The following is a 14,698-nucleotide window of genomic DNA, read 5'->3' on the forward strand; positions in this document are numbered from 1 at the left end:
CGGCATGAAATCGTTATGTCATAATTCGATACGTGTTTATCAAGAATCTTGTCCAGGTCAAGCATGATGACGCCGTGTACAACAGAATTTGGAAGAAGGGATCGAGGTTCCACGGTGAACCGGACAATACCTGTTGGATGGGGTGATCCAAGAGATAATTCCATGCGATTTCAAATCCTGTTCGGAATCAGTTGGGTGGCATGACCATTGATCGGGGATTATCCTTTCACGAGAAAATGTTCTTCAAATCCAAGATAATTCTTGATTCGAACGAATACTGATTAATATATAATTAAATAATCAAAATGGTTATGGTGCCCAAAGGCTGGCATGGTTATTGATCACACGTGCGGATGTCGGTGTGTTGCAAAAACTGCTTGGAGGAGGGGAAACAATGTCGTCAATTCGGGGGTCACTTGTTCGATCTGGTCAAATTTCATTCTGGACAGCGATTCTGATTGTCTGCCTGCTGATGGCGCCAGGCATCCCATGGGGAGGAGTATCCGATGCAGGCGCATCACCGCAGCTCAGCGTCATCTACGTTCCCACTCCGGAAAGGCTCGTCCATCGCATGCTGGAAATGGCCGATGTTCAGGAGGATGATTACGTGATCGATCTCGGTTCGGGCGATGGCCGCATTGTGGTCGCGGCTGTCAGGGATTTCAACGCCCGGGCTGCCCACGGCATCGACCTTGACCCCCAGCGCGTTGCCGAAGGCCGGGAAAATGCGCGCAGGTACGGCGTCGAGGATCGGGCCACTTTCGAGGAAGGTGACTTGTTCGAAATGGATTTTTCCGAAGCCACCGTCCTGACCATGTACCTTCTGCAAACGCTGAATCTGCGTCTGCGTCCGGTGATCCTGGAGACCATGGCTCCCGGAACCCGCGTTGTCTCCCACGCCTTCAACATGGGCGACTGGGAACCGGACCAGCATGAAGTGGTCGACGGGCGCAACGCTTATCTCTGGATCGTCCCCGCCCAAGTCCAGGGGCGATGGCAGCTCGTCACGGCCGACGGCAGAGAAGCCATCCTGTCGTTGACCCAGGCCTACCAGAAGATCAGCGGACACGCCTTGGTGGATGGAACTTCCATGGATCTCACGAGCGCAAGCCTGCGCGGCGACGAGATTCGCTTTGTCATCGGCTCGGACAGCTATGTCGGCAGGGTGGATGGCGATAGGATGGTTCCCGTACAAACCTCCGGTGCGGCGCAAGGATGGCATGCCCAGCGAAACTAGTCCCGCGGAAACAAAACAGCTCCGCGGAGGGCTGAGCGTCGTCGACGGTGTCGCAGTCCTCGTGGGCGTGGTCATCGGCATCGGCATTTTCGGTTTTCCACCCCTGGTGGCCCAGCATGCCGGCAATGTCCAAATCTATATGGGGTTGTGGCTGGCCGGGGGCTTGATCATGTTGCTGGGTGCTCTCTGCTACGCGGAGTTGGGCTCGACATATCCGCATGCCGGCGGAGAATACCACTTCCTGCAGCGGGCCTGGGGATCGGGCGTGGGCGTGCTCTTCGCCTGGGCCCGCGGCACGGTCATCCAGACCGGATCCATCGCGGCGGTGGGGTTCATTTATGGTGAATACGCACAGCAGTTGGTGCCCCTCGGAGAATGGGGCGCCGCACTGCACGCGGCCTTCGCCATCGTGGGGCTGACGGCCCTGAATATTGCCGGCACCCGCGAAGCCAAGCGGGTGCAGATCCTGTTTACGTCAATGACCGTTCTGGCCCTGGCCCTGGTTATCGGCGGCGGACTGCTCATGTCGTCGCCGGCCATGGCCGAGCCGATCATCGGCGCCGGAACCACGGCGGCGTTGAGCGGCAATCCGGCCGGGGCCTTGGGCATGGGCATGGTCTTTGTCCTGCTCACCTACGGCGGCTGGAACGAAACGGCCTACCTGTCCGGTGAATTGCGCGACCCGCAGCGCAGCATGAGCCGGGTCCTGTTGATCGGCGTCGCCATTGTCATCTTCGTGTATGTTCTGGCCAACCTGTCGTATCTGCACATTTTCGGCCTGCAAGGTCTGCGTGAGACCCATGCGGTGGGAGCGCAGATGATGCATCTTATTGCCGGGCCCATGGCCGCTTTCCTGTTGAGCGTGATGATCTGCATAGTGGCGCTGAGTACCCTCAACGCCACGATATTGACCGGGGCCCGCGTCTACTATGCCCTGGGCCGCGACGTGCCGCGTCTTTCCGTGCTCGGCGCCTGGAGCGAGCGCTCCGAGACGCCGGTCCGGGCGCTGGCGCTCCAGGGCGTGATTACCCTGGCCTTGGTCCTGTTCGGCGCCATGACGCAGGACGGCATCGGCACCATGGTCGCCTATACCGCGCCGGTTTTCTGGCTGTTCATGCTCCTGACGGCGATGTCCGTTTTCGTCCTGCGGCACCGCGATCCTCTTCGCAAGCGTCCGTTCCGGGTGCCCATGTACCCGCTGACCCCGGTGCTGTTCGGGGCAACCTGTATTGGATTGCTCTGGTCGAGCACCCTCTATGCAGGCCCCGGGGCCATTGTCGGATTAGGTGTTCTTGCCGCCGGCGTTCCCCTGCTGCTGTTGCGGGGTCGGAACACATCCACGCACTAGTTGCGGCACGAGTTGCCAATCAGCTGGCGTGCCCCGGTTTGTTGGCGAGGCATCCGTCGACGCGTCCGGTTCCCAGCCATTTTTCGAGAATCCCTGCCAGGTGTGCGGGTTCAAGGGGTTTGGTCAGAAAGTCGTTCATGCCGGCCTCGAAACACTTCTCACGATCCCTGTCCAGGGCGTGTGCGGTCATCGCGATGATGGGCACGTCGGGACTCTTGACGGCGCCGGACATGTTTCCGGACCCGGAGCGGATCATCCTGGTGGCTTCGAGGCCGTCCATGACGGGCATTTGAATATCCATGAAGACCAGATCGTAGGAGGCATGTCCGAGGATGGACAGGGCCTCGGCCCCGTTCTGCGCCAGATCCGCGTGGACGCCCATTTTTCTCAAAACGCCCAGGGCAACCTGCTGGTTGACGATATTGTCCTCCACCAGCAAAATTTTGGCCGACTTCGTGATGAAGGGCAAATCAATGCCGTGTTTGTGGGCGGGCCGACAGGCATCCACGTCGCCCGTACCAAGTATCGCTTTCAGGCAGTCCAGCAGGACGGAAGGCCGAACCGGCTTGGTCAGACAGGCGGAAAAACCAAAGTCTTGCATGTCCTTCCGCATGCCGTGACGGTTCAGGGGGATCATGGCCAGCATTCTGGTCTGTGGGAACGCCCTTGCAAGCCTGACCGCCTCCGGATTGAGCGGTTCCGCCGTATTGTTCAAGACGAGATTGACCAGGGCAACCCTGAACGGGGCTTCCGTGCTCGCCGCCTCGGAGAGCAGCTTTTGGGCTGTTTGAAGATCTGAGGCATTCACGGGAACAAAGTTCCAGTGGGTCAGCCACCGGACAAGCATTTCCCGGGCTGTATCGTTTTCCTCCACGACCAGAATGCGTGTGCCCCGGACCTCCTGGGGGACATTCAGCGGGAGAGCGTTTTGCGAAACGTTCAAGCTGATGTCCACCCAAAATTCCGTGCCTTTGCGTAGTGTGCTATGAACACTGATCTCTCCGCCCATCAGTTCGACCAGCTGTTTGCAGATGGCCAGTCCGAGCCCGGTGCCTCCGTATTTCCGGGACGTGGAGGCGTCGACCTGGGTAAACTTCTTGAACAGCTTGCCGATCTTCTCCGCCGGGATGCCGATGCCCGTATCCCGGACCGCCATGCGTAGCCGGACCTGGCCGCCTGTCCGCTCCAGCGGGGAGACGCGCACGCTGACTTCCCCAGTTGTGGTGAACTTCAAGGCATTGGAAGTCAGGTTGGTCAAAATCTGGCACAACCGCTTCTTGTCCCCGTAAAGCATCACGGGTACGTCCGGGTCCGCGGCACAGATGAACTCAATGCCGTTTTCCCCTGCCTTGAGAGCCATCATGGCCGCGAATTCGTCGAGCATGTCATGCAGTGAAAATTCAATCTGCTCCAGCTCCATCTTGCCGGCCTCGATCTTGGAAAAATCCAGGATGTCGTTGATCAGGTTGAGCAACGTCGTGGCGCTGGAGCGAACCACTTCGGCCTGGTAACGCTGTTCGGCACTGAGTTTCGAGTCCAGCAACAGTTCGATCATTCCGACGACGCCGTTCAGGGGCGTCCGTATCTCGTGGCTGATGTTGGCCAGAAAATCGCTCTTGGCCGCGTTGGCCTGTTCGGCGGCTTCCTTGGCCGCCTGAAGTTCCCGGTTGGCTTCGCGCAGTTCGGCCTCGGTCCTGTTCAGCTTGATGTTCTGCTGCATGGCCGATTCGAAGGTGGACAGGAGCATGTCGATGATCTGGAAGCGGTTTGAATTCAAGGTGTAGTACTGTCCGGCGAAAAAAACCTCCACCGAGACCTGGGCGATGCCGGCCTTGCGCAGCTCCATGTTCGTGAGGATGTGGTCCAGGCGGCGCAGCAGCAATTCCTGGTCATAGGGCTTGGTGATGAAGTTGTCCGCCCCGCACTGGATGCCCCGGATCACATTCCTGGGATCGGACAAGGACGTCAGCAGGATCACGGGGATATCCCGGAGCTGATCGTCGTTCTTGATCCTGGAGCACATTTCATAACCGTCCAATTCCGGCATCATGATGTCCGTAACCACCACGGTGGGATGGACTTTTCGCGCCATCTCCAGCCCCTGATTGCCGTTCCGGGCCACATGGACCACGTAACCTGCCTCTTCCAGAAGGTGTTGGAGGCGCAGGGCCTGGGTCAGGCTGTCTTCGACGATCAGGATTTCTTTACTGGTTTTCATGAATGGCTCTTGGAAGTCTGAAGGTTGGGAACGGCGGTCAGTCTGAGAAGCATTGAGGCAATTTCGCCCGGTGGCAGCATGTAGGTGCATGCACCGAGCCGATGGGCTTCGCCGGGCATGCCGTGAATGATGGACGAGGCCTGATCCTGGCCGAAGGTGATCCCCCCGGCGTCCTTGATCAGCTTCAGCTCCGCGGCTCCGTCGCGGCCCATGCCCGTGAGCAGGATGCCGATCCCGGCACTGCCAAGGGTTCGGGCCACGGAACGAAACAAACAGGAAACCGCCGGACGCATGGAATGCTCCGGAGGTGCGTCGCTGAGCATCACTGTGGAGTGGGGTCCATGCAGCAGATGCAGGTTGTCCGGAGCGACATAGGCATGTCCGGGAAGGATGGTTTCTCCGTTCCTGGCCGGACGGACGGACATGGGAACGGTGCTGTTGAGCCAGTCCGCGAAACCCTCGGCAAAGCCGGCGGCAATATGTTGCACGATGAGTACGGGCACGGGAAACGTTGCCGGCAGAGCAAAAAGCAGTTCCTGGATTGCCGTTGGTCCGCCGGTGGACGCGCCCACCGCCACGACCTGGATCGGCTTGACGGGCAGTTCCTCGGGCCTGAGGTTGGTGCTGGAGATTTCCCGGCGCGGGACGCGGAGCTTGCGAACCTTTGCCGCGGCGGCCTGCCTGATGGTGGAATGCAGTTCGGCTGTGGACGCGGCATGATCCGGATGGCGCAAACCGGCCCGTTGCTGCAGAATGGCCACGGCCCCAGCCTCCATGGCCTGGAAGGTCTTTGCAACCTCGCCAGGCTGCCACAGGGAACTGATAATCACGATGGGCACCGGGTCTGTTTCCATGATCGCACGGGTGGTCTCGAAACCGTCCATTTCCGGCATCTCGATATCCATGGTGATCACGTCGGGACGGGAGTGCCGTACAAATTCCAGGGCCTCGCTTCCGTTGCGGACCTTGCCGACAACCCGCATTCCCGGATCGGAACAGATGAGATGTTCCAGATATTCCCGCACGGACTGGGAATCGTCCACCACAAGCACGTTGATCATGTCATTTGCCGAATTCTGGGTAATCTCTCAACAGGGCCGGGCAGACTTCCACCGGAACACCGTGCTGCCTGGATAGCGGAACGCGCCGGCCTGCGCCGGTATGACGCAAAGGAGTACATTGATAGCGAGTTCTCTCGGTCGTCACCCCGGCGCAGAGCCTGCCCCGGACTGATCCGGGGCCGGGGTCCAGATGTTTTTGCGTGGCCCACATGCCCGGAGTTATTTAGTAGTTACAATTCTGATCCATAACTATTCAGCATAATTGGATTGGGATACGGGGATTGCTCTCCATTGCGTCGTTCACCGCGCCAGTCGGCGCAGCACTTCCAGCAGGTTGCCATGGTCGAAACTGCTTTTGACGATGTAGGCGTCCGCGCCGACTTCAATGCCGCGTTCCTTGTCCCGGCGAGATTCCAGCGAAGTGACGAGCACTACGGGAAGATGCGCGGTGTTCTTGTCGGAACGAATCCTTGACGTCAGGTCAAACCCGTTCAGTTCCGGCATTTCCACGTCCGAAACAACGAGGTCGAAACGCATTTGATGCAAAGCTTCCCAGGCAGCGGCACCGTCTACGGCAACCCGGACGTCGTAACCCGCCGCGGTGAGGATGTTCTTGAGCAGGGTTCTGGAAGTGATGGAGTCCTCGGCCACCAGCACCTTGAGGCGGGGCTTTTCCTGGGATGTCGGGGCGGTACGGGACGGGCTTGCGACCCGGACCGCGGATCGCAGCAAATCATTGACATTGAGCACCGGAGCGAGCCGCCCCGAGCCGAGCACGGCGGCTCCGGACACATTGCGCACCCGGACCAGTTGCCTGCCCAGGCTTTTGGTTAAAATTTCCTGCTCGTTGAGCACGGCGTCCACGGAAAAAGCCATTTGTTGGCGTCCTGCCCGCAGAACAACCACCGTGATATGGGGAGAAGCGGGCGGGCTGTCGGGCATGGGGTCCATTTCCAAAACCCGGCCCAGGCGCAGCAAGGGCAGAGGCGCGCCCTGTACGGCAATGCCGTCCCGTCCTTCCAGGGTAAAGACGGCATCCCGCGGCAGACGCAAGGTGCTTTGGACATGGGCGGCCGGGAGAACGAAGGTTTGTCCGTATTCACTGACCAGGAGCCCCCGGAAACCGGCCATGGACATGGGCAGGGTGATCCGGAAGACGCTGCCGCGCTGCGGAAAGCTTTGGATCTGGATGTCCCCGCCAAGATTTTCCACTGCTTCCTGGACAATGGCCATGCCCAGACCGCGCCCGGATATATCGGTAATGATCCGGCTGGTAGAGATCCCGGAGCGCAGAATCAGTTTCAAGGTTGCCTGCTCATCGAGGTTTTGGGCTTCTTCCGGAGAAATAAGCCCGCGCTTGAGGGCCGTGTCGCGAATTTTGCGGACATCCATGCCCGCCCCGTCATCGGAAACCACGATCCGGAGCAGGTTGCCGCGGATTTGCGAAAAGACCACGCGAATGGTTCCGGTGTCCGCCTTGCCATGGCCGCGGCGAATCTCCGGCGGCTCGAGACCATGGTCGATGCAGTTGCGGACTAGGTGGATCAGCGGATCCTTGATCCGCTCCAGGATGCGTTTATCCACTTCGATATCCGTGCCGCTGGATGTGAACAAGGCCTCCTTGCCCTGGGCGCGGGCAATATTGCGCACAGTTCTGGGCAGGGCGTCCACAAGGGCGGCCGCCGGAAACATGAGCACGGACTTCGTCGTCTCCAGCAGATCGGCTATCAGCTGACCGGCCCCGCGGGTTTGCGCGATCAAAGCGCCGCGCATGGCGTCCAGGCCTTCTTCAAGTTGCATCAAGCGGGACTGGTTCCAGTCCCAGGATTGGAGCATGGTCCGCAAATCCTTGTCCCGCGGAGAGCAGCCATTGTCCTCAAAATGGCGGGAAGTGCGTTTCGCCGTACCCTCCAGCTGGCTCCAGTATCGTTTCCAAGGACCGAGCAAGGCAAGAAGGTCGGCCAGATCCTGGGTGCGCTGCTCCAGGGCCAGCTTGATGGAAACAAGCTCTTCGGTCCGCAAGAGGATTGAATCCAGCTTGCGGGCGGAAATGCGGATGGTTTCGGAAGTGACGTCAGGAGGGGTATCCGGCGCAGGAGTCGATGCGGAGGATTCGGTTGCCGGTTCAGACGGTTCAGACTCGGTTTCCGTTGGCGAATCCCGCGGAGGTTCAACATCGGCACCCATTCGGTCCGTGGATGAAATGGATTGTTCCGGTGACGGCAAGGACACGTCATCTTGTGTCCGCGGGACCGGCTGAACAGGCTTGTCCGGCTCTGCAACACCCTCAGCACGGTCCTGCCTCTGCGGATTGACCGCCGGAAGGATCTTGGAATGCCTGGTTGCGGAAGAATTGGGAGACAAAGCATCGCTCCGGCGGGCGACGATCTGGTCCAGGGTCGCCAACAACTCCTCATCCGGGGTTTGCTCCGCGGCGTCCGGAGCGGCAAGCATCGCACCCAGGACGTCGACAGTGCGCTGGAGGATGTCGTAATCTTCAGCTTGCAACGTCAGCTTGTTGTTCTTGAGCGCCAGGAAGATGTTTTCCAGGGAATGACAGACCGTTCCAATGCCCGCCATGTCCACGGTGTGCGCCGCTCCCTTCATGCTGTGAGCGGCTCGAAAGACCTCTTCGACTTCTTTTCCGCGCAGGATGGAATCGTCCTGCCGTTCAATTTCCACAAGTCCCCGGACAATGGTCCGCAGATACTCATCGGCTTCCACGGCAAAGGTTTTACGCAGCCGCAAGAGGAATTCATGGTCTGATAGGGACATGAAAGAACGCTGTATCCAAGTTCAATGGGTGAAAGGACTTCATCTGCCTTGATCAGCCCCTGACAGCCGGGAAGGCCGCATTCGTAAACGCGAGGTAACTGTTCAGCATGCTACTGCCCTGCGGACTTTGACATCGCAGTCGGCGTCGGTATCGGTATCGGGATCGGGATCGCAGGCGGAGCCATGCGTAGGTTTTTCTCAACATTTTTCGAAACCGATTCCGACCCCGATACCGACCCCGATGTCGGAGGCAGCTCGCACACCATATACTGAATAGTTACAATCCATGTAACTATCCAGCGGTGCCGGAGAAAAGACCTGGATACCGGCTTTCGCCGGTATGACTAACAAGAAACGGTTTGCTCCGATTCGTCATTCCGGCGAAAGTCGGAATCCAGTTCTGAAGAATGGCTATGCGCAATTTGTGCTGAATAGTTACAACGCGAGCAACCATTTAGCTTGAGCAGCAAAAGGTGGCTGTTCAAAACTTGCGACAAGCATGGCCTGGATTCCCGATTTCGCGGGAATGAATTTTTCCAATGCCGTCTCTCGAGTCAGTCATACCGGCGAAGGCCGGTATCCAGTCCGTTTTTTCTTCGTATGAGCTGAGTCGTTACTTTCTCAAATGTGCTTAATAGTTACCACTACAACGGCATTTGAAGAAACAACCGAAACCGCTGAAGATTAACCACGGGGATCACGGGGGGCACGGGGAACATATTCCGTAAAAAAACTGGTTCCTTTACCCGTGTGCCCCGTGGTTAAACAAATCGGTCAGACGAGGGAAATGAAAGTGTCGCTGTAGTGTTACAAACGCGAATGCTCAAACTTTGTACTTTCCAATCAATTCGCCCAATTTGAGCCCCATGTCGCGCAGCCCGCGGGCCGCGGCCTCGAGTTGGCGCATGGCGGACACGTTCTGGTTTCCGGCTTCCTTGATATTGAGCATGGCCTGGGAAACCTGATCCATGCCCAGAAGTTGTTCCTTGTTCGCCGCGGCAATCTGGGCAGCGGACTGGACCGACTCCGTAAAGGTCTTGTTCAGGCTCTGGATTGCGGCCGTGGCTTCCCGGGCCTCATGCACGCCCTGATCCACGGCCTTGCCGCCTTGTTCCGTCGCCATGACCGCGGCGGCCGTGGCTTTCTGGATGTCGTTAAGGATGGCGCGCACCTTGCGCGTGGCCTGCTTGGACTGTTCCGCCAGGCTGCGGATTTCCTGGGCCACCACGGCGAAACCCCGTCCCTGTTCTCCGGCCCGGGCCGCTTCCACCGCGGCGTTGACCGCCAGGAGGTTGGACTGCTCCGCGATGTCGTCCACGCTGGCGGTGATCTCCCCGATGGCCTGGGTCTGATCGCTGAGTTTCATGATGGTGTCCGCGATGGAAATCATTTGTTCGTTGATCCGTTCCATGCCCTGGGCCAGGGTTTCGGTGGTCTGCTGCCCGGCCTGGGCGGTGCGGAGACCTTTTTGGGCATTGTCCGCCACATCCCGGGCTTTATGGCTGGTGATCTGGGCGGTTTGCTTGACCTCTTCCACCGTGGCCACGGTCTCGGTCACGGCAGCGGCGCTTTCCTGGGCCCCGGAGGTGACCTGGGTGACCGAGGCGGAAATCTGACCGGCGGATGCGCCCAGGGACGCGGAAACCTCGGCGATTTCCTGAAGCTGCGTCCGGAACGCGGTGCTCATTTCATGCAGGGCCCTGGCCAGGACGCCGATTTCGTCCCGGCGCTCCCGCAGGGACTCGGGCACATCCTTGCGCAGATCTCCCGTGCTGATTCGTTTGAGCAGGTCCACTCCGGAATTGATGGGACGGCTGACGCTGCGCGTGATGGTCACGGCCAGAAAAACACCCAGGAGCAGTCCCAGACTCATGGCGATCAGGCTGGCGGCCTGGAGCAGTGAACTCTGATCCTTGGCTTCACGGAGCGTTTCTTCGGCCATTTCCAGGTTCAGGGAGACCAACTGGTCCAGAATGACCAGGGCTTCTTCCTGTCGATCGGTCAACGGGCCCAGAAGCTGGGTCAGGGCGGTTTCCAGAAGCTGGGCGGAACGGTTGGCTATGTCCAGCATTTCTCGAAACCGGTAGAACACTTCCTGCATGCTCGGGATCATTTCTGCCATGTACAAAGCTTCAGCTTGGCCGCGGCTGCCCTGTGCCATGGCCTGCTTGATCCGGCCGATGGATTCGTGAAAGCGGTGATGCGGGGCGACGAAGGCGCGCAGCAACTCGTGCAGTTCCTGGTTGTCCGTGGAGAAGGTGGGCAGCCAGCGTCCGAAGTTGCAGGCCGTGGGGTCCTCGCCCCCGATGAACGCCATGTCGCGATAGACGAGATGGAGCACATCCTGAATCAGGATATAGTGGTCCTTCATGAACCGTTCAATTTGTCGGGAAACCTCAATGGGATCGGCAATGCCCAAGGCGTCGAACTCCCGGCTGAGGTCCATGAAGATCGCGCTCTCGGCCTGCCAGGCGTCCCAGGCCGTGGTGAACTCTCGCCACAGTTCCGCATCCCGGGGGTCGTGATCCAGGGAGGAAAAAATCTCCTGTGCGGCGAGAAGGCGACGGTTCATGACCTGCATCAGTTCATACTGCTGGCGTCGGTCCTGGATGGATACCCCCGGAATGCCCAGAATGCGCTGGGCGCCGCGCAGCTTTTCAGCCTCGGCCTTGATTTCCAGAAGACTTGTCACGCCCTGAAGTCGATGCGATCCGATATCGTGCAGAGCCTGTTCGGTCCGGGAAATGCCATAATGGCCGACGAGTCCGAGTAAAACGGCAATCCCCACCAGAAGACCAAAGCCCCATCCAAGTTTCTTGCCGATGTTCAGATTTGCCAGGTTCAGCATCTTTCAGCTCCGAATTTCAGTTTGTGGACGAACAGCATATGGCGCCGCGGTTTCAGCCTTCCGCTATTCGGCTTGCTCCAAAGGGTCTTTATCGCGTTGCCCCTATTTCATGACACTTCGTAACTACTCAGCAGAGCCAGAAAAATGATCTGGATATCGGCCTTCGCCGACATGACTAACGAAGAAACGGCTTGCTCTGATTCGTCATTCCGGCGAAAGCCGGAATCCAGTGCTGAAGAATGGTTCTGCACAGTATGTGCTGAATAGTTACGATTCTTCGTTGATCAGCAGAGTCGGGTCGGACAGCAGTTTCAGGGCGTCCAGAAGGATAAGATCCGTCCCGATGACGCCGCGCAAATATGTTCCTCGGCCGTCCTGCATGGTGGCCGGCGGCGGGTGGACGGCATCCAGGGCCACGGCATCCGCGCCCACCAGTTCTTCGGCGAGGATTCCGAACTCCATGTTCTCCGAAGCCAGAATCAGGGTCTTGTCGCTTGAGGATGACCCGCTGTGGGGCAAACCGAAAAGAACACGCAAATCCATGACGGAAACAATCTTTCCCCGGACATTGATGATCCCGAGGATGTGCTCCGGCGTGCAGGGAACCGGGGTGACATCCGGCGGGACGAGAACCTCGCGCACATGGACGGATTCCACGGCATACCGCTCCCCGGACAAAAGGAATTCCACGATGTTCAGGTTCTGTTCCGGATCGGCGGCCCGGTTCGAGGATTGCGCCAACAACCTCGCTCTGTGGCGCAAAATGCGTTGCTTTTGTTCCGGAGTTCGTTCAACCATGGGACTTGCTCGATCCTCTTCGTCATGCTCGTCCGAAAGGCTCATCACAAACCTTCCCTGGCCATCATTGTCTTAATGCTTTCCATGAGTCGTCCGGCGGACATGCCGTCCATTTCAGGAACGGGCGTTTCCCTGGGCAGAGTCGAGAGCAGCTCCAGGGCGTTCTCAAAATGTCTTCCGGCTTCCTTGAGCCGGCCGCCGCGCGAAGCAATGCTGCCCAGTCCGGCATGGGCGGCGATGCAATCCGGTTCAAGATAGAGCAGCTGCTTCAAGGCCTGCCAGGCCTCCTGGTCCTGACCCGATTCCTGGAAGATCATGGCCTGCAGGTGCAGGGCCCCGGCATTGGTCTTGTCCTCGAGCAGGGCGCGGCGGCACCAGTCCGAGGCCTCGCCCAGGAGTCCCTTGTCGGCCTGGATCGTGGCCATGAGCTGCATGGCCTTGCTTCTTCGGTGGGGTGCAATCGGCATCATTTTTTGCTCCGTGACCAGGGGAGCCAGCAGAGTCCGGGCCTCATCCGGCCGACCACGGCGAAGAGCCTGAACCGCCTGCTCGTATTGCGTCCACAATGGTTCCGGGAAAGGGGGAACGGGACTTGCCAACGGCGGCGGGAGTTGCGGGGCGACGGTCTCAGGGCCGGCAGTTGATTCTTTCCGGAACGACCATTTTTCGTCCCCGCGGGCAAGGCCGGCAGGGATGGGTTTTTCTTCTGCAATGTTCTTGGCGAGGATGGTATTCGGAAAATCCGGCGGATCGGAATCACCGGGGAAAATTACCCGGTTTTGTTCCACATCCAGCGTGCTTTTGCGATAGACTGTCATCCCGTTCAGATGGATCGGCCTGAATTTGCTGGACAACACTCGGGCGCTTTCGCTGGCGGAGACGATCAACCAGCCTCCCTCCACAAGGCACCGGTGAAAACCGTCCAGTACGCGGCGAATGGCTTTCGGCACCAGATAGATCATCACGTTGCGGCAGATGATCAGGTCCAGGGAATGCGTGTTGTTCAGCAAGGCAGGATATTCGTCCGTGGCCAGGTTCAGGGGAGCAAAGGTTATGTTGGCGCGGTATCGCGGCTTGACCGCATAGGTGCCGTTGCCAAAAGACAGAAAATAGCGGTCCCGGACAGCATCGGAAACTCCGCGAAAGGACCACTTGGAATAGACGCCGCGTCGGGCCTTTTCCAGGGCCCGGAGGTTGATGTCCGTGGCGAGAATCCGGAAGTTCCAGGTGGACGGCCCGGGCAGGTTTTGATCCAGGAGCATGGCCAGAGTGTAGGCTTCCTCTCCGGAACTGCATCCGGCGCACCAGATGCGCAGGGAACGGCTGGACGGCCTTGCGGCGATCAACCGGGGCAGAATATGCGATCGCAGGGTATCCAGGCTGTTTTGCTCGCGAAAAAAATAGGTCTCGCCCGTGGTCAACCGCTCAGCCAGCAACGGAATGTACTGGTCACTCAGGGATGCATCCAGCAAGGTCCGCATGAAGGCCTCCGGGCTCTCGCTGCCCCGGGTTGACCAGAGTTCAAGAACGGCTTTCCGCAAATCGTCAAGCTTGTTGTCCTCGATCCGCAAGCCCATTTTTTTGCCGATCAAGATTCCCAGTTTTCCCAAAAAATCCGGTGAAATCTCCGCAAGGTTGATTTCCGGAGGATTCATGTCCGGGGAGGAAGATGCCGGCATGTTCATTCGTGGCTTCCGGGGGCGTTATGGGATGTGGCTTCCGACTCTGATGGAGTCGGCAAGGCGTCAAAATGGGCAGGGCTGGAGAGGGAGGCCGCTGCCTTGATGAACAGGCGCATGTCCTGGATGAGTACGATTTCATCATCCACCGTGGAGACCACGGTGCAGGCCCGCCGTTTGTCGCCGGAATGCGATTCAGGCATCTCCGGGTCGTCCTCCAGGGGCAGCGATATGGTCTGCTCGGCAAGCTCCCGAACGTCATCCACGCTGTTGGCCAGCAGGGCCATGCGGATCCCGTCGGCAGTGGTGAGGATGAAACGGTCGTCAGGGTCGATTTCTTGATCTGCCTTGTTCGGGCAAATCCGGATATCCACCACGGGCAGCACCTCACCGCCGATGTTGATCAATCCCCGAACCATGGGCGGCAAGTTTTGCGCCGGTGTTGTTTCCGCGGCCGGCAGGACGCGGATGACCTCGGAAACAGGTAGAGCATACCGTTTCCGGTCAATGTCGAAGAGAAGGTAGGGGACAGAATGTTGCATGCGGATGTCGGGGTTGCGGTGAATGCAGAATTGCATGCCCTGCAACGTGAACTGGAATCCGGCACAATGTCGGGTTGTACAGTCATTGCTGTTTAATAAAACTGGTAACTCTTCAGCACATAGTCTGTGGTCACTCGCCAGATCTGGATTCCGGCTTCCGCCGGAATGACGTATCATCCATGTCCTCTCCAA

Annotated in this window: 9 protein-coding genes; 2 read left to right on the forward strand and 7 right to left on the reverse strand. The window is 58.9% G+C overall.

Translation table 11 applies throughout. From position 1 onward, the window contains the following. Window positions 1–394: 394 nt before the first annotated feature. Together ACYQ15_RS04250 and ACYQ15_RS04255 are read left to right on the forward strand one after the other, a co-directional pair. The gene (locus ACYQ15_RS04250; RefSeq protein WP_459936280.1) at window positions 395–1,237 is read left to right on the forward strand and encodes an SAM-dependent methyltransferase; all 843 of its coding nucleotides are present in this window, start codon (window positions 395–397) and stop codon (window positions 1,235–1,237) included. Continuing rightward, complete coding sequence (locus ACYQ15_RS04255) at window positions 1,221–2,585, forward strand: APC family permease (RefSeq protein ID WP_459936281.1); 1,365 nt, start codon at window positions 1,221–1,223, stop codon at window positions 2,583–2,585. The genes ACYQ15_RS04250 and ACYQ15_RS04255 overlap by 17 nt, the downstream gene beginning before the upstream one ends. A gap of 19 nt (window positions 2,586–2,604) precedes the next feature. Here the strand turns inward: ACYQ15_RS04255 and ACYQ15_RS04260 are convergent, their stop codons facing one another. The 7 genes from ACYQ15_RS04260 to ACYQ15_RS04290 form a co-directional block, all read right to left on the reverse strand. Next, a complete protein-coding gene (locus tag ACYQ15_RS04260; protein ID WP_459936282.1) occupies window positions 2,605–4,803 on the reverse strand; it encodes a response regulator in 2,199 nt (732 codons plus the stop codon). Further along, window positions 4,800–5,864 (reverse strand): chemotaxis-specific protein-glutamate methyltransferase CheB, encoded by a 1,065-nt coding sequence (gene cheB / locus ACYQ15_RS04265; RefSeq protein WP_459936283.1) that lies wholly within the window; start codon window positions 5,862–5,864, stop codon window positions 4,800–4,802. Before cheB ends, ACYQ15_RS04260 begins: the two co-directional genes overlap by 4 nt. A gap of 300 nt (window positions 5,865–6,164) precedes the next feature. Further along, on the reverse strand, window positions 6,165–8,639 hold the full coding sequence (locus ACYQ15_RS04270; protein ID WP_459936284.1) for a response regulator: 2,475 nt from the start codon (window positions 8,637–8,639) through the stop codon (window positions 6,165–6,167). An 823-nt stretch (window positions 8,640–9,462) separates the two neighbouring features. Continuing rightward, window positions 9,463–11,487: a methyl-accepting chemotaxis protein gene (locus tag ACYQ15_RS04275; protein ID WP_459936285.1), complete on the reverse strand. Its 2,025-nt coding sequence runs from the start codon at window positions 11,485–11,487 to the stop codon at window positions 9,463–9,465. Window positions 11,488–11,754: 267 nt separating this feature from the next. After that, a complete protein-coding gene (locus tag ACYQ15_RS04280; RefSeq protein ID WP_459936286.1) occupies window positions 11,755–12,330 on the reverse strand; it encodes a chemotaxis protein CheW in 576 nt (191 codons plus the stop codon). Further along, window positions 12,330–13,970, reverse strand: a complete 1,641-nt coding sequence (locus tag ACYQ15_RS04285; protein WP_459936287.1) for a CheR family methyltransferase — start codon at window positions 13,968–13,970, stop codon at window positions 12,330–12,332. Before ACYQ15_RS04285 ends, ACYQ15_RS04280 begins: the two co-directional genes overlap by 1 nt. After that, window positions 13,967–14,506: a chemotaxis protein CheW gene (locus ACYQ15_RS04290; RefSeq protein ID WP_459936288.1), complete on the reverse strand. Its 540-nt coding sequence runs from the start codon at window positions 14,504–14,506 to the stop codon at window positions 13,967–13,969. The genes ACYQ15_RS04285 and ACYQ15_RS04290 overlap by 4 nt, the downstream gene beginning before the upstream one ends. Between the last annotated feature and the right edge of the window lie 192 nt (window positions 14,507–14,698).

This window comes from Desulfonatronum parangueonense, assembly GCF_054656975.1.